Annotated in this window: 25 protein-coding genes and 2 pseudogenes; 10 read left to right on the top strand and 17 right to left on the bottom strand. The window is 36.6% G+C overall.

Features of this window, described 5'->3' with window-relative positions; translation table 11 throughout:
- Positions 1 to 10: 10 nt before the first annotated feature.
- The 4 genes from LDX58_RS14770 to LDX58_RS14755 form a co-directional block, all read right to left on the bottom strand.
- Positions 11 to 1,102: an LLM class flavin-dependent oxidoreductase gene (locus LDX58_RS14770; RefSeq protein ID WP_227937596.1), complete on the bottom strand. Its 1,092-nt coding sequence runs from the start codon at positions 1,100 to 1,102 to the stop codon at positions 11 to 13.
- 182 nt (positions 1,103 to 1,284) lie between these two features.
- Entirely contained in the window at positions 1,285 to 1,740 is a 456-nt protein-coding gene (locus LDX58_RS14765) for a flavin reductase family protein (protein WP_227937702.1), read from the bottom strand.
- 57 nt (positions 1,741 to 1,797) lie between these two features.
- On the bottom strand, positions 1,798 to 2,007 hold the full coding sequence (locus LDX58_RS14760; RefSeq protein ID WP_227937595.1) for a hypothetical protein: 210 nt from the start codon (positions 2,005 to 2,007) through the stop codon (positions 1,798 to 1,800).
- A gap of 40 nt (positions 2,008 to 2,047) precedes the next feature.
- Positions 2,048 to 3,118: a 3,4-dihydroxy-2-butanone-4-phosphate synthase gene (locus LDX58_RS14755; RefSeq protein WP_227937594.1), complete on the bottom strand. Its 1,071-nt coding sequence runs from the start codon at positions 3,116 to 3,118 to the stop codon at positions 2,048 to 2,050.
- Between the two features lie 502 nt (positions 3,119 to 3,620).
- On the opposite strand from LDX58_RS14755, the gene LDX58_RS14750 reads away from it, so the two are divergent.
- The 3 genes from LDX58_RS14750 to yppF all read left to right on the top strand — a co-directional run bounded on the left by LDX58_RS14750 (position 3,621) and on the right by yppF (position 5,964).
- Positions 3,621 to 4,385: an IclR family transcriptional regulator gene (locus LDX58_RS14750; protein WP_227937593.1), complete on the top strand. Its 765-nt coding sequence runs from the start codon at positions 3,621 to 3,623 to the stop codon at positions 4,383 to 4,385.
- A gap of 596 nt (positions 4,386 to 4,981) precedes the next feature.
- On the top strand, positions 4,982 to 5,146 hold the full coding sequence (locus LDX58_RS14745; protein ID WP_227937592.1) for a hypothetical protein: 165 nt from the start codon (positions 4,982 to 4,984) through the stop codon (positions 5,144 to 5,146).
- A gap of 605 nt (positions 5,147 to 5,751) precedes the next feature.
- Positions 5,752 to 5,964: a YppF family protein gene (yppF, locus tag LDX58_RS14740; RefSeq protein WP_227937591.1), complete on the top strand. Its 213-nt coding sequence runs from the start codon at positions 5,752 to 5,754 to the stop codon at positions 5,962 to 5,964.
- A 195-nt stretch (positions 5,965 to 6,159) separates the two neighbouring features.
- On the opposite strand, the gene LDX58_RS14735 is transcribed toward yppF, so the two are convergent.
- Positions 6,160 to 6,384 (bottom strand): EAL domain-containing protein, encoded by a 225-nt coding sequence (locus LDX58_RS14735; protein ID WP_308017536.1) that lies wholly within the window; start codon positions 6,382 to 6,384, stop codon positions 6,160 to 6,162.
- A gap of 154 nt (positions 6,385 to 6,538) precedes the next feature.
- Complete coding sequence (locus LDX58_RS26720) at positions 6,539 to 6,697, bottom strand: EAL domain-containing protein (RefSeq protein WP_227937701.1); 159 nt, start codon at positions 6,695 to 6,697, stop codon at positions 6,539 to 6,541.
- Between the two features lie 324 nt (positions 6,698 to 7,021).
- On the opposite strand from LDX58_RS26720, the gene LDX58_RS14725 reads away from it, so the two are divergent.
- Positions 7,022 to 7,465, top strand: coding sequence for a CHRD domain-containing protein (locus LDX58_RS14725; protein WP_227937590.1), 444 nt, complete (start codon positions 7,022 to 7,024; stop codon positions 7,463 to 7,465).
- A 124-nt stretch (positions 7,466 to 7,589) separates the two neighbouring features.
- Here the strand turns inward: LDX58_RS14725 and LDX58_RS14720 are convergent, their stop codons facing one another.
- The gene (locus tag LDX58_RS14720; RefSeq protein ID WP_227937589.1) at positions 7,590 to 7,748 is read right to left on the bottom strand and encodes a spore coat protein; all 159 of its coding nucleotides are present in this window, start codon (positions 7,746 to 7,748) and stop codon (positions 7,590 to 7,592) included.
- Positions 7,749 to 7,765: 17 nt separating this feature from the next.
- On the opposite strand from LDX58_RS14720, the pseudogene sstT reads away from it, so the two are divergent.
- Positions 7,766 to 8,298, top strand: a pseudogene (gene sstT / locus LDX58_RS14715) (serine/threonine transporter SstT); the annotation flags it as partial.
- A gap of 146 nt (positions 8,299 to 8,444) precedes the next feature.
- Here the strand turns inward: sstT and LDX58_RS14710 are convergent.
- The 4 genes from LDX58_RS14710 to LDX58_RS14695 form a co-directional block, all read right to left on the bottom strand.
- Positions 8,445 to 9,179: an exonuclease domain-containing protein gene (locus tag LDX58_RS14710; RefSeq protein WP_227937588.1), complete on the bottom strand. Its 735-nt coding sequence runs from the start codon at positions 9,177 to 9,179 to the stop codon at positions 8,445 to 8,447.
- 1 nt (position 9,180) lies between these two features.
- Positions 9,181 to 10,164, bottom strand: a complete 984-nt coding sequence (locus LDX58_RS14705; protein ID WP_227937587.1) for a DUF294 nucleotidyltransferase-like domain-containing protein — start codon at positions 10,162 to 10,164, stop codon at positions 9,181 to 9,183.
- A gap of 32 nt (positions 10,165 to 10,196) precedes the next feature.
- Positions 10,197 to 11,468: an ammonium transporter gene (locus tag LDX58_RS14700; RefSeq protein ID WP_227937586.1), complete on the bottom strand. Its 1,272-nt coding sequence runs from the start codon at positions 11,466 to 11,468 to the stop codon at positions 10,197 to 10,199.
- Between the two features lie 712 nt (positions 11,469 to 12,180).
- Positions 12,181 to 12,429 carry a hypothetical protein gene (locus tag LDX58_RS14695; RefSeq protein WP_227937585.1) on the bottom strand — a complete coding sequence of 83 codons (249 nt, stop codon included), beginning with the start codon at positions 12,427 to 12,429 and terminating at the stop codon, positions 12,181 to 12,183.
- 214 nt (positions 12,430 to 12,643) lie between these two features.
- On the opposite strand from LDX58_RS14695, the gene LDX58_RS14690 reads away from it, so the two are divergent.
- Complete coding sequence (locus LDX58_RS14690) at positions 12,644 to 12,853, top strand: hypothetical protein (RefSeq protein WP_227937584.1); 210 nt, start codon at positions 12,644 to 12,646, stop codon at positions 12,851 to 12,853.
- 84 nt (positions 12,854 to 12,937) lie between these two features.
- Here the strand turns inward: LDX58_RS14690 and LDX58_RS26715 are convergent.
- Positions 12,938 to 13,788, bottom strand: a pseudogene (locus LDX58_RS26715) (acyltransferase family protein).
- Between the two features lie 409 nt (positions 13,789 to 14,197).
- Between LDX58_RS26715 and LDX58_RS14680 the strand changes: the two are divergent.
- From LDX58_RS14680 to LDX58_RS14670, 3 genes are all read left to right on the top strand, one after another.
- Entirely contained in the window at positions 14,198 to 14,701 is a 504-nt protein-coding gene (locus LDX58_RS14680) for a sigma-70 family RNA polymerase sigma factor (protein WP_227937582.1), read from the top strand.
- Positions 14,702 to 15,128: 427 nt separating this feature from the next.
- Positions 15,129 to 16,334: a threonine ammonia-lyase gene (gene ilvA, locus LDX58_RS14675; RefSeq protein WP_227937581.1), complete on the top strand. Its 1,206-nt coding sequence runs from the start codon at positions 15,129 to 15,131 to the stop codon at positions 16,332 to 16,334.
- Between the two features lie 783 nt (positions 16,335 to 17,117).
- Positions 17,118 to 17,717 (top strand): CBO0543 family protein, encoded by a 600-nt coding sequence (locus LDX58_RS14670; RefSeq protein WP_227937580.1) that lies wholly within the window; start codon positions 17,118 to 17,120, stop codon positions 17,715 to 17,717.
- Positions 17,718 to 17,852: 135 nt separating this feature from the next.
- Here the strand turns inward: LDX58_RS14670 and LDX58_RS14665 are convergent, their stop codons facing one another.
- The 4 genes from LDX58_RS14665 to LDX58_RS14650 all read right to left on the bottom strand — a co-directional run bounded on the left by LDX58_RS14665 (position 17,853) and on the right by LDX58_RS14650 (position 23,474).
- Positions 17,853 to 19,235, bottom strand: a complete 1,383-nt coding sequence (locus tag LDX58_RS14665) for an MFS transporter (protein ID WP_227937579.1) — start codon at positions 19,233 to 19,235, stop codon at positions 17,853 to 17,855.
- Between the two features lie 336 nt (positions 19,236 to 19,571).
- Positions 19,572 to 20,477, bottom strand: coding sequence for an arginase (rocF, locus tag LDX58_RS14660; protein ID WP_227937578.1), 906 nt, complete (start codon positions 20,475 to 20,477; stop codon positions 19,572 to 19,574).
- A 571-nt stretch (positions 20,478 to 21,048) separates the two neighbouring features.
- Positions 21,049 to 22,866, bottom strand: a complete 1,818-nt coding sequence (locus LDX58_RS14655) for a LysM peptidoglycan-binding domain-containing protein (RefSeq protein ID WP_227937577.1) — start codon at positions 22,864 to 22,866, stop codon at positions 21,049 to 21,051.
- 293 nt (positions 22,867 to 23,159) lie between these two features.
- Positions 23,160 to 23,474: a hypothetical protein gene (locus LDX58_RS14650; protein ID WP_227937576.1), complete on the bottom strand. Its 315-nt coding sequence runs from the start codon at positions 23,472 to 23,474 to the stop codon at positions 23,160 to 23,162.
- 294 nt (positions 23,475 to 23,768) lie between these two features.
- On the opposite strand from LDX58_RS14650, the gene LDX58_RS14645 reads away from it, so the two are divergent.
- Positions 23,769 to 24,101 (top strand): hypothetical protein, encoded by a 333-nt coding sequence (locus LDX58_RS14645; protein WP_227937575.1) that lies wholly within the window; start codon positions 23,769 to 23,771, stop codon positions 24,099 to 24,101.
- 277 nt (positions 24,102 to 24,378) lie between these two features.
- Here the strand turns inward: LDX58_RS14645 and LDX58_RS14640 are convergent, their stop codons facing one another.
- On the bottom strand, positions 24,379 to 25,017 hold the full coding sequence (locus LDX58_RS14640) for a hypothetical protein (protein ID WP_227937574.1): 639 nt from the start codon (positions 25,015 to 25,017) through the stop codon (positions 24,379 to 24,381).
- Between the last annotated feature and the right edge of the window lie 60 nt (positions 25,018 to 25,077).

Raw genomic sequence — 25,077 nt, 5'->3', positions numbered from 1 at the left:
TTAAATCTCTTTATGAGTTAACTTTTGTTTTAACATTGATATTACTGTTATCGAAATGCGGCATAACCTGCGTCGCAAAACGCTCCATTGCTTTTAACGTTTCAGCATGTGATAGGCCTCCAAAGTCAAAGTAGATAATGACTTCTTCAATACCCGCGTCTTCAAGTTCTTTTAGTTTAGCAGTTACATATTCTCCATCACCAACAATGATACTAGCTTCACTTAAGTCATCTGTTTTCATATTCTTAAGCTTTTCTACAATATCTACGAAGTAACGGATATGAGGTGGTGCTGTTGATGGATCATCCGGGAACGCTGGAACTAGACCCGTAAAGTATTTAAGCATACGCTCTTTTGTTGCTTCTGTTTCTTCTTGAGTTTCAGTTACATTTAAGAAGAACGAACATTTTGCTTGTTTTCCTGAGAACCCGTGTTTCGCTGATTCATCTTTGAAGCGATTAACGGCATTTGCTACGCTACCAAAAACCATCGTTGCTGCAAATGGAGCAAAAATTACATGTTCGCCCATTTCGGCAGCTTTCAAAATACTTGGCTCAGAAAATGCTGCTACATAGATAGGTGGAGCTGGTTTTTGTACTGGCTTTGGCGTTATTTCAATCTCAGGAAACTTATAATACTTTCCGTCGTAAGAAAGTTTAGAATCTTGCGTCCATGCTTTCTTCATGATGTCTAACTGTTCAAAGAAGATCTCTCTACTATCATCAAAGTCGACTTGGAATACGTCATATTCACGCTTATCATACCCTCTTCCTGCCGAGAAAATGGCTCTTCCGTTACTAAGTAAATCAAGTAATGCATATTCTTCAACCATACGAATAGGATGACTTGCTGGTAGTAAGACCGTTGCTGGTGCTAGTTGGATTTTGCTCGTTTTAGCAGCTACGTGCGATAAGAACACTGACGGTGAAGGTAACACGCCTAATGCACTAAAATGATGTTCAGGAACCCAAACTGAGTTAAATCCTAATTCCTCAGCATACACACTTTGATCAACAAGATCTAAAATCATTTGATTCGCATCTTTTCGTGAGTCACCATATTCAACCGGATTGTCTGTAAGTGTAAAATAACCAAATTTCATTTGTATCTCTCCTCTTTGTTTAACTATGGTTAACTTAGTTAACTATAGGTTTCTAATTTAATTATATGCACCGATGTAAGCGCCGTCAATATAAATTTAAACTTTTCTGATAAAATAGTGTTAACTCAGAATATTACGACTAAAAATACTTACCTTTTCATCCCATGACTATTATTTGCTTTTCAACTATGAAACTCTGCAGGGATTGGGCCAAATTTTCTATTATGATATAACATCGCTTCTTTATCATCTAACTGAATATCTAAAACCTCTCCGATTAAAATCGTATGGTCTCCAGCTTCTACTTGCTTAAAGGTCTTACATTGTAAAACCGCAAATGCACCTGAGACAACCGGAAGGCCATATTCAGAAGAATTCCATTCACAGTTACTAAAGCGATCCATATCCTTACTTGCAAACAATTTACAAAGATCTTGTTGATCACCTGCTAGCACATGAACAGCAAATTTACCAGCATTTTTAAATATATCTAAACTAGAAACCTTATGATCAATCGACCATAACACTAGCAACGGATCTAAAGATACCGACGCAAAGGAATTGACAGTTAACCCCACTGGCACCCCTTGTTCATCACTCGTAGTCACAACGGTTACACCCGTTGGATAGTTTCCCATTACTTCCTTGAAATTTTGTACTTGATCAGTAACTTGGTTCACTTTGCAATCACTCCTTTATTTAATTACATACCATGAGTTCCCTTTATTGATTACCTTTCTGTTTTTCCTTAATATTCTTAAGTTTTTAAAGATATATGATTTAGAATGATCCCCCCCTATGCTTGATAGTTCTTTATTAACTAAATTACAAAATTTCAACACTCGATTTGAACTTGCACCAGGATGCTTTTCTAAGCATTCAAGTATCACTTTTTCATAGTTCAATTCAAAATCCCCCTATTTTACAAATGGATTCTAATTTGAATTACACAACATCTCTTCTCATACCCCTACCACTCGCCACAATGGCTGCGCTTTCAAATGAATGTATCTTTATATCCTTTAGTAGGCTGTGGTCTAATGCATAATTATTCTGTAAACTAATTTCACTAACGCCAATCGCAAGCAAGATTTGTCTAATAATCAAAGTTTGATGGCTTTCACCAAAGAGCGTTAATACTGAATTTTCTTCAGCTCTGTCTTTCAGAAAAATACAAACTCCTCCACCTAACCTCTTAATCTCAGTTAATGCCTTGTCTAAATTCAATTGACAATCACATAATTTAAGTTGACATTGGTCACATGGTTCATGAATATAAACAGGTGTAATCTCTTTAGAGTAAGCTGAGTGATGAATTAAAATTTGGTCACACAATGGATCGAACTTGTTCGAAAAGGAAATTAAATCAAATTCTCCATTACGGGTTTTAACTTTTGATTTTTTTTTAACGGTAAAAGCTGGTTGAGATTGTATGAAATCATGTAAGAAATCGTTTATTTGCATGATTTCTAATTCAAACCTCGAAGAAAATTCTTCCATTTCTTTTAAACTTGAGAGTTCTCCCTTTTCATTAAGGAGATCACACATCACGACCGCTGGATATGATCCACTCCTTTTCGCGAGTTCCAAACTTACTTCTGTATGACTTTGTTTCCCATAGATCCCATTCTCGTGAGCAAGTACTGGAAAAACATGACCGGGTCTTTTAAACTCTTCTGATTTTCTATTAGGATCGATTAATGCCTTTATGGTGTCATGTCTTTCAAATGCTGAAATACCGGTAGTTGTTCCTTCTACGTCAACTGAAACAGTAAAAGTGTGGTAGTTATAATGTTCAACACCATTTTGACTTGTGAAATCTAGCTGATTAGCTCGACTATTTTCCATTGCTACACTCAAAAATCCTTTTGCATGAGTGACCATGAAGTTGATATCCTCGGGGGTAACCTTCTCAACTAAACTAATAAGCTTTCCATGTTCATTCTTATCGATTAAAATAACTAACTTCCCCTTTGATAGAGCATTCACTACTTTCTTCCCTCTTATAGATCCCATTGAAATCATCCTTTACTATTAGGTTTTCTATCACCCTTTTGCAATCGGTTACATATTTCAAATAAGAAAAATACGTTTGTCTCTCCTGTTAACATATAGATCTTTTTTTAACGTTTTACCAACGATACATCTCAATGCTTATTTACAATTCGTTAATGTACTTTTTATTTTATGCCTTCGTAAAGTTTAACAATGGTTAACCATGTTGTTCTATGGTTGTTGATTTGAATTATATATACTTAAAAATGGAATGTCAACACAATTTTCTGATTAATTTAAAAATAAAAAATTAAAGGTTAATCTCTCTTTTTAAATTGTTTAACTATTAGTTAACTAATGGTTAAACAATTTATGACGTGTTATTCTACTGCCAACTCAAAGTTTAAAAACATTCGTTTGAATACTTAAAATAATGTACTTTAGATTACTGGAGTTTACCAATGGTTAACTTTCTGATAAGATAGTGAATAATATTAAGTTAACATTTAGTGGAGGTAGAAGAATGACTACTGAAGATACACAAAAAAAGGGGATTCAATCGATCGAAATAGGTTTTTCAATATTGAAGGTGATTTCAAATTCTGTGGAACCTCTAACAATTACCGAAATCTCTAAGGTATGCGATATGCCAAAAAGTCAACTATATAGATATTTAATAAGTTTGTGTAGGATTGGTTTTCTCGAAAAGAGTGAGGAACTCCGTTATTCACTTGGAAGTGAACTAACATTAATTGGTTTGCGTGGTATGGAGAAAGTGGATATACGAATTAAAGCATTACCATATATTAAGCGATTAAATGAATTACTTGATGAAACTGTGTCTCTTGCTATATGGGTAGAAAATGAAGGTCCGATTTTTATTAGCTGGGAAGAGAGTAAAAAGCCAATTAATGTTAATGTCCGTGTGGGGTCTGCGGTACCTCTAACGACTAGTGCTACTGGTAGAATTTTTGCAGCATATTACCCACAAGAAAAAATAAACGACTTTATCACTGATGAAATAGAAAAATACTCAATTGTTCTTGATGAATATAACGATACGATTAAAACTGTAAAAAAATACGGTTATGCCTTCACGGAACAGTATATTCCTGGTATAACAGCTATTTCTGCACCTATATTCGATCAAAAAAATGAATTAGTTGCTGCAATAAGCGTCATCGGATTATCTGGAGTGTTAGATATATCTCCTGACTCTCACTTAACAGAAGAAGTTTTAAAAACTGCTCGGGAATTATCAAATAGTCTAGGTTACGTTTATTTGTAATAATTTCTCAGTTGTTTTGAGATTGTTAAAATGATCAAGATTACTCCATCCATATTGCCTGAACCGTAACCCATAAGATTAAGAGTCTAAAAAAGACCATCTGCATAAGCAGCAATAGATGACTCCGGTGTTGTCATTTGAGATCCCCTTCTGGCAAACAGTTAAAGAAAGATGTTGAAGCACTCTATCAAAGACAAATTGTAGAAGTCTATGTTATTGGAGAAGCTACTGATCAAATAGCTATACATAGATAGATAAAAACTCAAGAAGAATTTGATCTTTACTACATAAATGACATATTTAATGTGAGCAAACTCTTAAAAAGTGGCTAAACTTTTATTAAATACAAATATTATTGGTTTTCGTCATAAAAATAACCGAACCATAATTACCCCAGTTATAAACCTGATACCAACAATCGTATGAAGTTGTTTAAATTAGGAAAACAAGGGCAGAATATGAAGTGTAAGTTTTGGGAACTCAGTTTTGAACCATCAAATAAGGAAATGAACAACAAAGCATGCGGATAGAAATAAATGAACAACAAGAGGGTTGGACTGGTAACGATTAGCGTTCCAAAAAAGGAGTTTTTAAATATGTTTTTTAGTGTGGATGGCTTCTTTTCCTATAGTTATTTAAGGAGAAATGGTTTTGAGGAAAGTATCTTAAAATCCATGCCGGAAGAAGAAGTAATAAAGTTAAATCATCTATATTGCAACGATAAAGATGCTGCGAAGGAGTATTTTGAACAATATTATTAATCATCACAAGCTAAGGAAATGAGGGCCTCCTCTTCCTTTGTTTTTTTCTGGCGAACAGTGCCTGGCATTGTTCGCTTCCTGAAGTCAGGTTGATCGACTTCAGATTTTTTCTTTTCCTATTTGTCACGTTTAATACACCCCCATCTGGTTATTCACATCCTCTAAAGTTTCAATGAGATTTTTTTATGGAGCTTATAAAAAAGGATTTACTCCAAATCAATGTCACAGTAGAAAATGCTTACCAATTATCATAAAAACGCTCAGAGAAATCTAAACGTTTATTTTTATTACTGCGTTTTTTGCACTAACACTTATTAGCCGAAAAAATACTTTTATTTTTCAATTAAAGCTCAGAAGCATCGAAAAGAAATGATACCATTATAAAACCAACAATTACTACCCCGTAACATTGTTTCAGTCTTCCTTTTTCGCTAAATAAGCGATACCTTCTTAAGCATCACACTCATTGGCTTCAAGAAAAATCTACTCAATATATTTTAATACCCACTTCATGAAATAAGAATTTTCTAAAAATAAAGATTGAACGGTAATTTATGTTATTATTATTGTAAGCGCTATCATAAGATGGAAAGGGGTACTAATTTATGTCTATGGAAGAATTGATAAACTGCTTCAAACTTTATAGAAAAGAAAAGCCCTCAAATGTTAATGAGCTATTAGATTACGTTCAACTAAATTACATTCATGGTAAGTTATCATTCCCTCAATATCGTAAATTATTTCAAGAACTACATGCTCGTGGCGCAGTAAAGCCTAATTATTATATAGAAAACGAAAACCAGAAGCTTTATGATTAAATTGAAACATCTCACTTTGAACCTTCCAAAAACGGAAGGTTCAAAGTGAGAAGAAAGCCCACTGGTTGATAAATACATATCCATACGAAAAAGGGTTCAAATAAAAGAAGTTATCCCGCTAAAAAATAATCCTTTGATAAATGGATTATTTTAAACTTTTAGCAAGCGTTATGATTGTAGTAATGATTTCAGCAACTATTGGTCGACTGAAAGGTCTCTAACAAATTGTTTATCTACTTTTAATGTTGAAATTGGAAGACGTTTTAAGTAGCTTAGTGAAGAATAGCCTGTTCCGAAATCATCTAATGATATTGAAATACCAAGAAGTTGTAATTCCGCTAATACATCAATTATATTTTCCCCATTTTGCATAATACTTTCTGTAATTTCATGTTCTAGATATTGTGGATCTAGTTTTATTACTCTAGTACCCTCTTAACTGTTTTTGTAAAATCAATGTGTTCAAACTGATGTAATGAAATATTAACTGCAGTATAAAGGCTTTCAAATCCACTTTCATGCATTCTTTGCATTGTTTACATGCTTCGTAAAGTACCGATTCACCAATGGCACACTAAATCCACTTTCCTCGGCTATTGGAATAAAATCTTCGGGCGATATGTACCCTCCCTCTGGAAAAATTCCATCGTAGTAAGGCTTCGACACCCGTTATTTTCTTAGATTTAAAGTCAACTTTAGGTTGATAGAATAGTGAAAATCCTTTATTTTCTATCGCATCTTGTAATCCTTGGATAAGTTTGATATTACGTACTGCTGCTATTTCTAATTTCCTCTTCTGCTTTCTTAAGATCTGTCATATCGGTAATAATACCATTTAATTTAACAATATTCCCATTAAAAAGAGGTGTACCATAGGGACGACCAACACCCTAGTGCGTTAAAGCACTGGAGGTCAGGAGCACTAGCCTATGATCCCACTTAATTTAGGCTTTTTTTGCCTTATTCTAACTATTTCAACTTGTATTAGATTCAAAACTATACAGACTAATAGAACCTTACATACACTATAGAAATTACACGAAAGGAAGGTGATAACATGCTAAAATTATTTGGCGCTAGATTGAGAGGAGAAAACGAAGTCCCTCCGGTTAAAACTGATGCTTTTGGTGTTGCAAAATTTGTGGCAAATAAAAGTCGAACTGAATTAAAGTTTTTCCTAGAAGTTAATAACATTCAAAATTTTATTCAGGCACACATCCACTTTGGGGAACGTAATGAAAATGGACCCGTAGTAGTATTTCTATTTGGGGCTGACCTTGAAACACTTGAGGAACAAAATGGCATTACGACTCAGAGAGGATTTATTACTGGCAGAATTACTAATGATGACATTGTACCAAATGAGGTCGGAATAGAGACTGTAGAAGATTTAATAAATTTCATGGAACAAAAGCTAACATATGTAAATGCTCATACTGAACAAAATCCTGCAGGGGAGATTAGAGGTCAAATTGTACCACTTAAAATCCCACAATATTAGTCATTTAATAAAGCGTCATAAAGTTCCTTACCCCCAGTGCTTTAAAGCTCTGGGGGTAAGGAATACTGCTCAAAAAAAGTTCTAATTCTGAATATATAAAGACTAAATGATTAGTGACACCCTTTTAATCCTTCGATAAAGTTAATGCTGTTTTTGCGGTTTTTAAATCGATTTGTAATTGTTTGTCTGTATCATGTGGATTGTAATATTCTTTCTTTATCATATAATCTAAAATTTGCTCATGGAACTCAATCGCTTCCTCTAAATGCTGCTTTAATGTCACCTATTAAAGGTTAGCGCCTGTTCGCTAATATTCGTAAAAATCCATATCCCCTTGTCTTTAAATGCTTAAGGGAAAGTGGTATTACAGCATTTTTTACTCGGAGCTCAGCAGCAAATATTCCAGTAAATATGAGTTTATGTGAAAAATTAGATTTAGATAAAGATACGTATTCAGTATCAATCCCACTAGGTGCAACCATCAATATGGCTGGTGCAGCTGTGACTATTTCTGTCTTAACCCTTGCAGCCGTTAACACTCTTGGCATTCAAGTGGTATTGGTACTGCGCTTATTCTTAGCGTTCTAGCAGCTATATCCGCTTGTGGTGCTTCAGGTGTTGCCGGTGGGTCGCTTTTACTCATTCCTTTAGCTTGTAGCTTATTTAGAATTCCAAATGAAATAGCTATGCAAGTCGTTGGTGTAGGGTTCATCGTAGGTGTTTTACAGGACTCTTGTGAAACTGCACTTAATTCATCATCGGACGTACTTTATGCAACAGCTGAATATGCTAATATGCGTAAAGAAAGTAAGGAAATTATTTTCTACTCGTAAAAAGATAAGTTTGTTAATCTGCTTCCATTTATCTATTAAGCTAAGACAATATTTTCTATATGCTTCATATGTAAGATGCCTGTTAAATTTGACAAGTGACAGGCATCTTACATATGAATTAGCACAACCCCTCACAACCTTTATACTTATCCCAACTTTGCCAGAGATCGATATAAATCCCTTAAATTTTCGCAACCTAACATCTGAACTTTTTTTAAATAAATAATCCACAACTGTGCTGCCATCTTTGCATCCCCTAGTGCATGATGGCGATATTGAACCTCAATACCGCAAGCTTCACAATAATCTTCCAAACGTGTGAGCTTATTGCATGGTTCGGCAACCCGAACTAAAAAAGACGTATCAAGAATTCGATGTTTAAAATTGGAACGTAATAGCTTCCAAGTGGCAAATTCAAAAAAACTTTTTTCGTGATTGGCATGATGGGCTACGAGAATACTTTGTCCTACAAATTCCAAAAATTGAACGAGCACTTCTGAAAGCGGTGGAGCACCGTTTACTTCTTTTTCTGTGATACCAGTTAATTTCTTAATTTCAGACGGAATTTCCCTATCATATTGGACGAACGAATAGAAGGTTTGGTTTTCTAAAACCTCCTCACCCTTTACTTTAACCGCACCAATCGATAAAATTTGATCACCCTGATCTGGAAAAAAGCCGGTTGTTTCAATATCAACAACAACTACATTTAAATTCTTCAAAGGAACCGTTAAAATCTGTTTTTCCTGTATCTCTTTTTGCATTTGCTTTAGAAGAGCTATATGATGAGGATTTGTTTGAGCTTCTATTGAAGCCAAAGACGCTGAACCAACTTTTCCTTGTAACTGTTTCATAAATAGAGCAATTTGAGAAAAATTCATTCTAACTTCCTTTTAGAATACAGTTCTGAATGTACTGTTGAAACACAACTGCATCTTTTAAAATCTGTTTTAATTCCTTTTGTTGTTTCCGATTCATTTCTTTAATATGGAGATAATGAATATCTTCATAATTATCTTTTTCTTGACCACTCATTAGACGATAGTCCAACAGCTTTTTAAAATTCAATTGGTGTCTGTTCAATTCTTGTTTATAACTCGGAAGCTGAGATAGTTGATGTAAGCGAGATAATGTTGAGGTGACATTAATATTTTCTTTAATGGCTAAGAGGCGTACGGCATTAACATATGGAAAAAAACCATAATTCTTAATATGAATGGAACCAGTATGAATACCATGCGTTTCCGTCAAAATCTGTCCAAAAAAACCAATCCCCTTTTGAATACGCATTGTATTATTTAACAGTCGGATTAAAAAGTAAGGATACTCTCTTATATATTGGTAAATCATTTGCTTCAAACCTTGAACAAATTCAACATTCCCTATTAAAGACCTTGCATCATGAAAAATAAGTAAGTAACGTATCGACTCCCAGCTTTCTTCTTCCATCCAATCACTAATCTGTTCTTCCCATTCCTCCATTGACTTGCACCATAAAGGATTTGAACACATCACATTACCATCACAATAAGGATAACCTGTTAAGTACAGACCTTTTGTAATCTCTTTCCCTAAAGCTTGAAAGTACGTATCCGACCGGTTATCTTTTCTTTCATACACCAAACCGTGATCTTGGTCACTGACGATTGCTTGTTCCATTCTCCCTCCACTTCCCATCACAAACCAAGAAAAGTCAGAGGGAGGGTCTCCAAACTTTTCCTTTAATTCATCCATCGCAATATCCAACACTTTCATCATAATTTTATGATGAAAGTGATTTAATTCATCGTTACTTGATAGATGGTTACCAATTTGATCATCCCGCCATTGTCTTACCTTTTTATACTTGCAATTGTTTTCGCCCATCAAACTTCCCCCAGACAAAATGAAGTAGTTCGTTACTCATTGTCTCTGTTTTGTTGTTGGAATACCTCTGGATATCCGTACGCACCGTGTTCACTTATGTCCAAACCCATAATCTCTTCTTCCTCTGTAACACGTAGTCCACTCAATACTTTTTGTATAATCAACAATAGAATGAAAGAAACGGTAAATGCATAAAGCCCTGAAGCAGACACACCAAGCGCTTGAACGCCAAGTTGTCTCAGGCCTCCTCCGTAAAACAATCCTGGTAATCCTCCATATAATTCTGCTAATTGAGGAGTCGCAAAGAATCCGGTTGACAATGTCCCCCATATACCAGCAACACCGTGAACTGATAAGGCAAAGATCGGATCATCGACCTTTATTCTATCGAAAAACTTAATACTATAGAAAACGAGTAAGCCTGCAATTAATCCAACTATAACGGCACTTCCAGGAGTTACATAGGCACAAGAAGCTGTAATGGCCACCAAACCTGCCAAAGCTCCATTTAACATCGTTGGTATATTTGCTTTTCCAACAATCATCCAGGAAATTAACAGCGCAGCAATAGCCCCAGCTGAAGCTGCTAAGTTTGTGTTTAAAGCAACATACCCAAAAAATCCATCTGCTACTTCTAATGTGCTTCCTGCATTAAACCCAAACCATCCAACCCATAAAAGCAAAACGCCTAATGCTGTAAACACTTGATTATGTCCGTGAAGATGATTAACCGTCCCATCTTCATTGTACTTTCCCATTCGCGGCTTTAAAAGAATGGTGGCCGCAAATGCTGCCATGGCCCCTGTTAAATGAACAACGGTCGAGCCAGCAAAATCTTGTTTCCCATGTCCTGTTAACCATCCACCGCCCCAGATCCAATGGGCAACTACTGGATATACAAGGGAGGTGAACAACACGGAAAAAATGAGGTAAGATGCTAGCTTTGCCCGCTCTGCAAATCCTCCAAATGCGACCGTTAATGAAATTCCAGCAAATGCCATCTGGAATACAAAGAAAACCGAAGTTGCTAGCCCCATACCCTCTATTTCATAACCCGAATAAAAAAAATCAGATAGTCCAACAAAAAAATTATTTCCCTCTCCAAAGATAAATCCAAATCCTACTGCCCAAAATACAATGGAAGCAATTCCAAACGTGAATATTTTTTTCCCGGCAATATGTCCAGCATTTTTCATACGAGTCGAACCTACTTCAAGTAAAATAAACCCACCGACCATTAATATAACTAAAATCGCTGCAAACATGACCCATAAACTATTCAATAAATAAATGGTTTGATCCATGATACAGGCCCCCCTCCGCTTCGTTTCCATTTAGTTTGTATAGAAATTTTCAGTATATGCGTGTACTTGAAATGCTCTGTAATAAGTTTCCCCTCAAAAAAGTTAACTATATAAAAATTACTTCTGAATTATGAGTCAGGTAATCGACGCAAAAAATAAACCTCTTTTGGATAGAGAAGTGGAAGGGGACTAGAAAAAACACCTAATAATTGAAGAAATAAAAGGGAGGTGAAGGAGTTACACTAGATTATCCTAATCTAGCTAACTTATTTCTGAAAATGTGCTTGTATCACAGAATATGGTGAAGAGACAAAAAAAAGTTCCTGCCCCCTAAAGCGCTAGCGAAGAAGGTGGAATTTATAACCGCTTTGGGATGTTAAATCAGTAGAGTGGCGAGAATCGCTTGCAATGTGGCTATAACAAGGGCACTTCCTAACATTCACTTTCACCGATAGCTTATTTAAATATCTTATCTAAGAGAACCATTTTACGAACTCTTACTAGCTCTAGCACCTAGCATTATTACTTCGTTTGTTACATCAGCTCTTTCACCCTACGTAAAAGGTGCCTCTACCCATATCCCATCGCTAAACGTCTTCGTCATTCTAAACTCTAATCCTGTTTTTTTCATATACTCTTCCCTAATTTGCGAAAGGGCACAAATAAGGTAGGGATCATAAATCCTACCTTTACTAATCTTATCGATTTGCAATCAACTAAACTCGCCTGCATTATACTTATTCAACAAAATCTCTCGAACAAATTCTCTACATTCAAAAGATAAGGAAGACCTTTCAGGGTTAATGACATCTCCAAATGGCATACCACCAACAAATTTAACTTCCCCTTCAAATTTTTCTCCTAAAACGGCATCATATCCATTGAATTTCACAAAACTTGTATGATGTTCGGTTGTTGCGAAATCAATTACCCTTAAAGCGTGATGATGTTCTAGATACATTTCGTACTCCCCTTTACTTGGTGTATAACTACATCAAAAGCTGTTTATGAGAATATGTCAAGTATCCGTTTTTGTCCAAACCTTCTTTGTGAGAAACAATGATGAAATATCTAAAATGGTTTAATTAACAATATGAAAGAAATAATAGTATAATCTAGGTTAAACGTTCATTTACTTTTTACTAGTATGCTTAAAACGAAGGAGAGTGAGACAAGTGTCTGTAACAGATCTCAAAGCTATTAAGAAATGGAAACAGATCCCAAAGAACATCCAAGAAAAACTTTTAGGAAATGTATTCTGTTCCACCTGCGGGGTTACAACGATCGTAAATTATTCTATTCATGATGACGTCACTGGTATTGTACTTAAAGGGGAATGCACAAAGTGTGGAGCCAATGTTGCAAGGTTTATTGAGGACCTATAATAAAGTCTATAAAAAAAGTAAAAGACACTTACCCCTCCTAAAGATAAGTGTCTAACGACAAACTTCCGAATCAACTATAAGCATTTATGCAGTTTTGGGCTTTTCTGTTTCTTTGAAGACCTTCTTAAGAACTCGAGTAGTTGTTTTCCCAACAATAAATGCTCCAAACGGCAATTTAGATAGGATGTAGACCAGAACCATTGGAACAAGAACCCCAGCTATAAATTGGATAATCAAATATTGAAATTCTGTTATCTCTGTAAATGGAACCCTTCTGCTAACCATTGTTTGAACAAAGGGATGAAGCAAATAGACCCCGTATGAATATCCACTAATGGAGATGACCCATCTTGGAATTCGCTTTACTTTCGATACTAATAATAAAAAGAGGAAGAACAACAAAACCGTATAAGGAATCACGTCAAAACGAGCTGACGTCACTCGCATCAGGATGCCCGTATGATAAATATATTGGACCAGCCCGACCGAAGCAACAACACCGAACATAATGACCATCCAATTTCGGTTCAACATTTCGATAAAACGTTGATAGTTTCTCCCACAATAGTAGGCGACAACATAATAGAAAAACCAGCCAACAAACAAAATTCTAGAAAAATGAAGTTGTATCCAAACTCCCTAGTAAAATCACTTATGGTCCAATCAAATCGATAGTATTTATCTCCAGCATAAAACGCCGCCATGACGAGATAAGGTACTAAAATGTACTTGATTCTCTTTTTTAGAAAGCCCTTTGGAAGATTATCTTTATAAGCATGCGTCACAACCATGGTCGAAATTAACACAAACATCGGCGTTCCGTACAGCAAGATCATTTGAAGCGTCCGGTAAACTACGCGTTCATCCCCGGTTATAGAGAAGTCTGTTAGTACTTTACTGAAAGCGTGTGTGAGGACAACACTAAAAACAAGCAATGACCCGGAGCCAATATATTTCTTTCATTTCTTTTAAACTCACGTAATCAACGCCCCTCTACAATCAACTAATGAACACACTTCTTCCTATTGTCTTCGATCTCTTACTTTTTCTCAATTTAAAAAAACACCCTTTTCCGGATGTATTTTCCTTTATTTGAAAGTCTATGAAGGCAGATGCATCTGTTCCTTTTTCTCAATCCATCTACATATTCTTACCCTTTTACCCAAAACCCTCCCCTCCTCCCTCTCCATTTTGCCAAAATGCTCTTATCCAAACTTCAAAAATCACCCTCTTTCCCCCTACCAAAATTCGTTTTTCACGATATGACGGATCACCTCATGCTCCGTTATGGTAGACCTACCGACGGAATACAAAAGAAAACGCGTTTTCTAAAAGGAAGAAAAAGTGAATATTAAAGCTAAGCCATTTGATGAAGTATTACGAATGTACGAACCAGCAATTAAGAAGCAATTAGTCTCTTTACGCTTATACAAAGATTATGACGAGTTTTATCAAATTGGCTGTATCGCTCTTTGGAATGCGTATCAACAGTTCAATCCGGATAAAGGACATTTTCCAACTTACGCGATTTCCTTTATCCGCGGGCGAATGCTGTCTCATCTAAGTAAAGAAAACAAATATAGTGAGAGACATGCTTTTGTAGCTGAAGATGTGATGGAATTCGTGCCTAGTGTTAGTGATCAAATCCCTCTTGAAGCAGAGTTACTAGAGGCTTATCTTTGGAACTTAACAGCTAAGGAAAAAGCTTGGGTATATGAAGCTATTTTTCTGCAAAAGAAACCGTCAGAAATTCAGGATATATTTTGTATCTCTAGGAACTCGATCTATACTTTGAGAAAAAATGCTCTTAAAAAAATGCGGGAGAATGCCTTTGTTCTTAATCAATAAGGTGGCCAACTCATTCATGAAGTTAGTAAGTTTATTGGAGGTTGTTGCTTTAAGCGATTCATCAAAACGTAAGATTCGTATATTAAGAAAGAACATTTGTAGTATTTGAACATAAAACCTCTCTATAAAATAAAAAAGTCCTTCTGACAACTACATCTTCAGAAGGACTTAAATGTATCATAAAATGGCTTTTGCTCTTTCCAATCAATCATCTTTACAGTTAACACTTTAGGAGACCCAACCATTCATAATATACATTTTTTTAATCCTTTTCTTTATTTAAATCTCTACTTAAGTAGTTAATGCCCTATTGAATCAAGAGCTTAGCAGTAATGTTTGAATTTTGTTCCGAATAACCTTGTTCTTCCTGTAAAAACTAACGTAATACTAGTTCAACTGGTTTAAAGCACAACAAGGAGGGGCACAAATGGTTTTATTAAACGATATTGTAACAGCTCACGAAAAGATGATGGGCATCATACATAAAACTCCGTTAGACTACTCACTTACCTTTAGTGAATACTCAGATAACGATATTTATTTAAAGCTTGAGAATTTGCAAAAGACAGGTTCCTTTAAAGTACGCGGCTCCTACAATAAAATGATTTCATTGAGAAAAGAAGAATTAAAAAATGGGGTCGTTGCTGCTTCTGCAGGAAACCATGCACAGGGTGTTGCTTATGCCAGTACGATGCTAGGCATCCCTTGTACAATTATCATGCCAACAGGGGCCCCGTTAAGCAAAGTACAAGCAACAAAAGAATATGGGGCAAACGTTGAATTACAAGGAACCGTATTCGATGAAGCCCTTGCCTATGCTCTAGAGCTAAAGAATCAAACTGGTGCTGCTTTTGTTCATGCCTTTGATGATGAGGCCATCATCGCTGGGCAAGGAACTGTTGGACTCGAAATTATGGATCAGATTTCAGACGTCGATGCCATTATCTGCCCGGTAGGAGGTGGTGGTTTAATCGCTGGACTCGCAGCAGCAGTGAAAGAAAAAAATCCATCCGTCCAAGTATATGGAGTAGAAGCAGTGGCTTGTCCGAGTATGGCGCAGTCGCTTTTGGAAATGAAACCAATTACAGTCGATGCTAGCCCAACGATGGCAGATGGTATTGCGGTCAAAAGGCCAGGACAACACACTTTTCCATTAGTTCAACGATACGTGGATGACATGCTCTCCGTTGATGAAATGGAAATTGCCCAAACTATGCTCATGCTACTTGAGAGAAACAAACTACTCGTGGAAGGATCAGGCGCAGTTTCACTTGCTGCCCTGTTAAACCAAAAGCTTCCTATAAAAAACAAAAAAGTTGTACCCGTTATAAGTGGAGGAAACGTAGATGTCAGTTTTATTTCTAGAATTATTGAAAGAGGTATGGTAGAGGCCGGACGTTTTATGCGTTTCAATACCATTCTCAAAGATAAGCCAGGAAACCTTGAAAAGATTTTACAGGTTGTGACGGAACAACAAGGAAATATATTGGATATTTCCTTTAGCCATATGGGGGATAAAATTTACCCGAGCTATGCACAATTATCCATTTCTGTTGAAACACGAGATCGTCACCATATTGAAGAAATCTTTAAAGCGTTGCAGAAAAAAGGGTACACAACGGAATTGATCTAAAATCGAAAAAAGGTTCCAGACCGCCAGTACTTGCAAGCACTGGCGGTCTGGAACTCGTATAAGGGTCAGATTGCTAGCTGTTTAAAAGCAAAGTAAAAGAATCCTCCATTTAGAATCGTCAGCAAAGCAAGACTGATAAATACATTGCTATAGATGACCTCAGGAACCAAATCTAAGTACACCTAGCCTTTTATGAAGATTGTGTTCCTCAAGGCAGAGATTTGCCGCCGACTTCCTTCAGATTCTAGACGCCCCTGACACCCTTGTCTTAAGCTAACTCCTACTACTGTCTTCACAGTTCGGACTTGAACCCTAGAGAATGTGCGCATGCCTGGCGCAAAGCAACACAATTAATTTACATATTATGTTAAAAAAGGGTCATTCTAAGATTATACTCTGACTAAAAGATCCTTACTAGAAAACTAAGCAGTCCCTAGAGGACAAGACAAACACTAGTAGAGCTTGTTCAAAAAGGGAAGACCGCCCTTTTTGAACCTTTAATATCCTCTCTCCTAATGCGGCGTTGCAATGGCTTCACTCACTGCGCGTCTATCCGAGAAAACCACTCGGATCGACTTAAAACATTGCAGTGGCTTCGCTCATTGCTTAGAGCTTGTTCAAAAAGGGAAGACCGCCCTTTTTGAACAAGCTCTAGTATTTCCATATTGCATATTATTTTTTCAAAAGACAACTATTTTGAAAAAGAACGTTAGAATAGTCACAAAAAATGAGAGAACTCAAGTTTTTTAAAATGATGTTTCACATAAAAGGTGTGTAGTTACGATGAATGAATACATAAACATTGGACCAAATGTAGAAACCTTTATCTTTATAGGGGTTATAAGCGTTAGTATAATTGGACTATTTCTATTTATGAGATTAGATTGGAAACGGTATGGATCATTATTTTTATTTAGTACGATTGTCGGTTTTATACTTTGTTTTATATTTGTCAAATTAGGTTTTTACTCATATCCTTATCGTCTTTTCCCTAAACTTTCTTCTATGCCATTCATGACAATCGCAACCTCGTTTTCTTTACTCATCTTAGTAGGAGTGAGATATAGTCCGAGATCATGGCCTTGGAAAATACCTTTTTATTGGGCCATGATTCATATAGGTATTTTTTTTGAAACGCTCATGTTAACAGAGACGCGGATTATCGCGTATGGTTTCAAGTGGGATTTCTGGGACTCCTACACTTGGTGGTGGATTTACCTTCTCACATTTGAATGGATCGGTGGATTGATCATACCAAATCATTTACGTAAACCACTAAAAATCAGACATCTTCATTATGGGAAGATAGGTTGGTTTATTATCCATTTTATACTTATAGTGTCTATTTTCCTCGGTGGTTACTATCTAGGTTCGATACAATGACCAACAATTTATTAGCACCTCAAACCACAACAGTTATTTTTTCCTTACTGATCTAAGTGATATATTTCATTTTTTATAAAAAGATCCTGACCCCCAATGCTTTAAAGCGTTGGGGGTCAGGATCTCGTATAAGGGTTAGACCCCTAACTTTTTAAAAGTAAAGTAAAAGAATCCTCCATTTAGAATCGTCAGCAAGGCAAGACCGATAAATACATTGCTATAGATGATCCCAGAACCTTGGGCAACAGAAAATACGTTAAAGGCCTTGGTGCTTTCGTAATCTAACATTTTCCCGATTATGGCACTTCCAAAGGCACCAGACATTAGATTAAATAAATTATAGATCCCCATCCCAACCCCTATTTCATTTCTAGGCAGAGCTATTGAGATTAAACTTGCCGTCCCCGTCTGAATAAAGGGAAAAGCAATATAAATTATAATGATGACAATGCTGATCATCCAAGGACTACTTCCCGTAAAAGTCGATAACAGGAAGAACCCAACGGTCATGAGGACAAATGCAATGTAGACAACTTGCTTACTTCCCCTATTAACCGTTAACACCCCTGCCCACTTTCCTATATACGCAGCTGCCATCGCACCTGGAAAGAGAGTTAATCCGATAAATAGTGTATTTAATCCATTGACCTTACTTAGCATGAGAGGCATGATAAACATCATGCCAAACATCGTCATGATTCCAAAAAAACCGGCAATAATGGTTATTCGGTAAGGCGCGTTTTTAAACAAGTCAGGATGAATAAACGGATTGTCGCTATGGAAGATTCTCCAAGTAAACAAACTAAAGAAACAGATACTAATAACGATGTACCACCAAACAAAAGCCGTAATAAAAAGAATAAGAGTAGCTACCGCAATGGCGATAAATAACGCACCAAGGATATCCACTTTTCCTTCTTTCTTTTTTTCTTCAGGCATCCAAATACGAAAAAATGGAATCGTAAAAATAATTAATGCAGATATTAAAAATAAAAACTGCCAATTCAGTGCACCCGCAACAAACCCGCCGATCACCGGTCCAATCCCAGAGGCAAAGGCCATTGTACTTGAGACAATCCCAAGTACTTTACCTCTTTCTTCTGGAAAATACCTAGTTGGCACAATAAAAGCCAATGCAACGATAGAAGCTGCCCCCGCTGCCTGAATCATCCGTGCAAGAATAACGATCAAATAAGTTGGTGCAAAAAAACCTAAAAGTGAACCTGCCACAAAGAAGCTAATCCCAATCGTTAATAAAGTTTTCAATGGATATATATCGGCTAGTTTCCCATACATCAATGCCCCGACTGCATAAAGAATGATATACCCTATTACAACCCAGCTTACTTGTGAAGGCGAAAGGGAAAAGGAATTTGCAATATCAGGTACGGCAATCATGAACATGGTTCCATTCATAGCAGAAAATAATAAGACAGAACACATCAAGAAGATGATCTTCTTTTTTTCTGACTCGCTCAAATTATATTCCGCACTTTGTTGTCCAGTACTAGTTGTCACTTCTTCAGATCTCCCTTTTTCTATTATTTGTAAGCTATTTAAATAGCATAAACGGAACAACTGGAAAAAATCCAGTAAAGTGCTTCCGGAACCACACTTATCGACAGATGCTCGTGGTGTATATCCTTTTAATAGGATATGGATTTATAGGTCAAGCATTTCCGTCAATTGTTGATATGTTTTTCTGGCCAAGAGCTACAAAGTATGGTACGTTCTCGGGGGAGTTTTTTTAATACCACGCTAGAAGCTTTTTGGAACCCTAGGCCTAGCCTAGGGTTTTCATTTTCACAAAAAAGAGCGAACATTTAAACTGTCCGCTCTCTAAAAATCTTGAATTTAAAGGAGTTTCTTCCCTAATAAAGAACTAATTAATGCTGTAGCTATTTCTGCTGTTTGATTTTTATTGTCTAATATCGGATTAATTTCTACACAATCGGCAGATGTGACGATTTCAGCTTCCGCCAACATTTCTAAGGCGAGGTGCGTTTCCCGGTAAGTTATTCCTCCCATAACTGGTGTTCCGACTCCTGGTGCGTAAATGGGATCTACTCCGTCTAAATCTAAGCTTAAGTGAACTCCATCTGTTTTTTCAGCTAGATAAGCAATCGTTTCTTCAATTACTGTTGTCATCCCTAAACGGTCAATTTCATGCATGGTGTACACTTTTATGCCTTTTTCAAGAATGAACTCGCGCTCACCTTCATCAATCGATCTAGCACCTATTATCACTAGATTTTCAGGTTTGATTTTTGGTGCATACCCACCAATATTGACTAAAGAAGGGTGGCCGATGCCCAGGTTTACTGCTAAAGGCATCCCATGAATGTTTCCGGATGGTGAGGTTTCAATTGTATTTAAATCTGGATGTGCATCGTACCATATTACCCCTAAATTGTTGTAATGCTTAGCAATCCCAGCAATCGAACCGATACTGACGCTATGATCTCCACCTAATATAAGTGGGAACACTCCATCTTCATGAATACCATCCACTTTTTTATGCAACTCACTATTCACACTTACTACCTCATTTAAGTTTACTAGCTTTCCGCTTTCTGAAGGACTAGTAGCCTCTCTCTCGATAACTAAGTCACCACCATCTTTCACGTTATAGCCTAATCTCTCAATTTCTTCAATTAAACCTGCATACCTTAATGCACTGGGACCCATATCAACCCCGCGTCGTAATTGCCCTAGATCCATCGGTACACCTACAATGGAAACATGTTTGATCTTATTCATCTCAATGACCTCCACTTTTATCTAATTATATAAATGTAAATACTATATAAGCTTATATCTAAAAAGGGGAAAAAACACTCCTTTATTAAACCTATATTTCAAATATATCTTTCGTGTCACATTACCTGACTGAATTACTTACATCTCTTTAGTTACTTGTTATGATTAATTTATCAAAAAGAAATGAACATTTCAGGAGGAATACATGTCAAATACGCAACTTAAAAACCCAGGAATTTTAACATTGATGTTTCTTACATTTACGGTATTTTTCAATAAACCTTATTAATCATAAAAACTGAGTCCCTTATAGAGAGGTGGCTCAGTTTTTTCCAGGTTTGCACCGCCTGAATCTTGATGAAATTGCCTGGGAGTGGTGGATTAAACATGTGGGCAAATCACCATTCTGGCTTTAAGTACTTCTTAGTAGCGCCTGGTTGCTAACTAGTAATATGATTTTTATTTGCATTACAAGCGCTAAATTCTTAAGGCTTTAACATAATTCTCGACACCATCTCTTTTGGTATTATGAACAGCTACGTAACTACTTTGCATCGTTCGTAAAAAATAACTACCACAAAAATGTAAGTGTTGAGCTTATTTCGTTTAGGTGAGCCTGGTCCGCCCACAAGATAAAATAATTGTAAGTTATTCCCTCAATTTGAATTGGTTGTGGGTACTGGACGATCAGAGCTGCTTGACCTCTCATTTCTGGAGATTGGTCCTCTGACGGAAAAATAACACATGCCTCTTGTTGTTGAATTTGTCTTCTCATAATACGAGGATTAGAACCGTATGGTAATAATTGTTGGAATGCTTCATTTTGACATACACGGTTAATTGGTTCGTCTGACAAAATTGCTGAAATTTGAAAGAAGCCATCTGTACCTTCATATCTTTCATCCGTTATTTTTTGCCAATGTGCGGGATATTGAAATTGAATTTTATAGCTAGCACTGATATAGGTCTTTTTCAGCGGATAAGTTGGCATTGGGGACCATTGTAAAGATGTAATGACTACCCCTTCTATTAATCGAACAGGAACAGGGTGCGAGACCTCAATGGACCACATTTCGCTGGTAGTTCCTTGCTTATTACAGCCTGATAAATAGGCCAGCTTCCTACCATCTGGCGACCAGGTAACGGGAGTCGCCAAGCAATTCGAAATAGCTATTGTTCGGTCGTCCTCCCCTTGTCTCTCCGTCGTTCTAATAAGGGAAAAATAACCGATATCTTCGAAAGCAGTCGCACTGTAAGCGATAGTCGATGAATCAGGAGACCATACCGGAAAATAATTTTTCGCAAGCGGCCCTCCCCTCACTTCCCTTACTTTACCAGTTGCCATTTCCAAGGTGTAAATAATCGAGATGCTAACTCCAGGAGTTGTATATAGCACATGCGATCCATCAGGGGAAAGACGAACATTGTTAAACCGACCACCGGTATTTTGAGTAATTTGTCGTTTACTGGTTCCATCAGTTCGAATACGGAAAAGTTGACTGATCCCTGATTGATCAGGCGCTTGAAAAAGCAGTTCCGTCCCGTTTGGAAACCATTGGACATCAGTTGCACCAGACTGGGGGATTCTCTGGGCTTGATGTAAAAAAACATGATACAAGATTATATGATTCTGTTTCGTATAAGCTAGTTGTTGACTAGCAGGTGACCAATTTAAATAGATGCTTGCCCCATCTTCAAACTGGTCAATACGAGCAATGCCTCCTTCTGCTAAGTGGAAGACGTAAAGAATCCCATAACGTCCTACAAAGGCGATTCTACTACTGTCTGGTGACCAAAAAGGGATTGAAAAAGATTCTCCTAAGCCAGTTGTAAGCTGTATATTCACTCCATTACTAAGATTATATAGCCAGATATCATAGCTTCCCCCGCGGTTGGATGTATAAGCAATAAATCCTTGGTCGCCGGGAGGAGCATAAGGAATGATTAACTGCATCCCTGGAAAAATATCATTAGATGGAAGCTGGTTAATTTGTCTAATCAGCCCGTGGTTGCTGCTTCCTCCCGTTGTTACGTTAAATCGCCCAGCAATTTGAAACAGGGTGTCTCCCGGTTGAACTACATAGTAGGGGTTACCAGGTGGAACTTTCAACAGTTGACCGACTTGTATGGTATAAGGGGGGTTAAGTCGGTTTGCTTCGAAAAGAATAGCTTGTGGAACACCGAAAAATTGAGCAATTTCAAATACCGTATCTCCTGGTCTTACACGAATGACATCAACACCTGGAGGAACAGAAAGCTGTTGACCTACATAAATCGTATAAGGTGGATCCACATTGTTTGCGGCGATAAGGGATTCAACCGGAAGCTCCCAACGCCTCGCAATCTGATACAATGTTTCACCGGGACGGACTGTGTAAAAAAGTTGCATCATTACCCCTCCAATATTAACTTAATTTTAGTACTTACTCCGGTAAAAGGAGAAACTGCATCTCATCGATATATCAAGCGAATCCTAGAATCTTTTACATTAAAGTGAAAAAGTCATCATTAGTGCATCTTAGACGTACCGAATGCGTTGCAATTTTCGCCACTGTATCGATTTTCACACCATGTATTTTTCTACCTGCCTATAGATATTCACTTAAGCAGTCAAAGATTCATCTAAAAAAGGTTCCTGACCCCCAGTGCTTTAAACCATTGGGGGTCAGGAACCTTTTCAAATTAGGCTTTATTTTTGAAATTTATTTTATTAGGATCTAAGTCTCTTGGTCCTATAAGATAGCGAATTTTACTTATTTCTAAATTAGAATCAAATTCATCTTTGACTTCAAATACTTTAACCTCAACGTCTTCAATCTTAAAGCCATCACCTAAATTAAATCCGTCCCATTCTTCACCAAACTGTTGCTCTCTCAATTGTTTAGCGGTTCCCTCGAAGATAATCTTTTGATCAGATACCACTTCACCTAAAAAATAAGCAAGAATAACAATTGTAGGGTCTTTCAAGTTCAATTTTGCATTCGATTTTGGTTTCACTATCAACTCTCCTCTCGCCTATATATTCGACAAAAAAAGGTAATAACCTTCTTTATTCTACATTTACTCAAGTATTGCTGTTTGCTTAAACTTGCTAAAATATTCATAAATAACGTCAAGTTCATTATTTGTAGATATGCTATGTTTTATGTATAAAAAAATAGATTTAATTTCAACGGTAAAAAGTCGTATTCAATTCAACTGTTCCATTCAGGTGCCTAATTTTCATAAGGATAAGCTCTTATCCGCTACTTGTTCAATAGAATATCCTATCTCTTAAGAAAAGGTGATAATATGTTTCCATCTTCACTTCAAGGAATCAGGTCATTCTCTCCCTTAGGTTTTAGACACGGTCTCCATCAAGGGTATGGGTACTTCTGGCACCATCCTGGTTTCTACCCTGGATATCAAGGAAACGGGTATGAACACTTTGAATCTCAACTAGTTTATAATCACGGACATGAGTACCAATGGCATAACAAGTACCCTCCATATCAAGAACATCATGAAGCTCACTCCCAAGATAAACTTCATGTGAAGAGTAATAATGACTACCATTTGCATCATGGGTACCCTTATGGACAAGGTTCGGGTCAGTTCCCTGATTATTACAATCATCATTACTAATGCCAAGCAAAGTACTGTGTATATATGAGAGAAAAGGATGTTGAATTTACATTCCTGTGCGATATACCGTTGGTGACCAAATAACTGGAAAAATTTAGAGATCGCGTTCTTTGGAATTCTGTTATTACTATGACTATGCTAGTGATTGCTATTCTCTTTCTGATGACAGTGAAAATTGCAATGCTAGGGTCTCTACAGCAGCATTGTTGGTTTTATTTTAAGTTCCTGACCCCCACTGCACTTACGCTTTAGCACACTAGGGGTCAGGATCGCTAGACTAGTTAATCAATTTTCCTATATCACTATCACTATAACTACCCTTTACACCTGGTTTCGAAACAATATAATTTATAATTTCAGGATTGTGTAGCCCCACATACCTTTTCAAGCCTTCAATGATCATCGATAAATACTCCTTAGAGGGTTTATTAAAAGGTACATCTAAATCCCAATCAGCTGTAAAAGTATAGATCGGAATTCCCTCATCCTCACCTACATATAAAATGGTGCCATACCATGAATTTTTAAGTGTTTTATACCGATTCTTTTTCACGTAATCAAAATCAATATGCAACTCCTCACCGTTGTTTTCTTGTTTAACTACATCCATAAATTGCTCGATCGTTATTAAATACTTTCTGCTGTAAATAAGATGCTTCTTATCTTCTTGCAATCCTATAAAAGCAACTCCTTGACTTTGCCATCGAGTAGATTTTTTTGCGAAATATAGCGGGTAGTTCATTATATAAGTCTTTTCCTTTTTTGGTAACGTTTTATCTTTACAGCCAACTTCAGTTTTTTCAGATCCTTCCGGTTTTCCACCTCTTATGTAACATAAGAATCGATCCTTACTTAAATTTGAACCATAACTTGCATACCAAACATATTGAGGTGTTTGTTTATTTAGTACAATCATAATCACATCCTAGTTAAACCTACTTTATTTATTAATACGCATCGGTAAATGAGAATCTCA

The organism is Alkalihalobacillus deserti, assembly GCF_020734105.1.
In the GTDB taxonomy this organism is placed as follows: domain Bacteria; phylum Bacillota; class Bacilli; order Bacillales; family Bacillaceae_D; genus Halalkalibacter; species Halalkalibacter deserti.
This window is presented reverse-complemented; position numbering and strand designations above follow the sequence as displayed.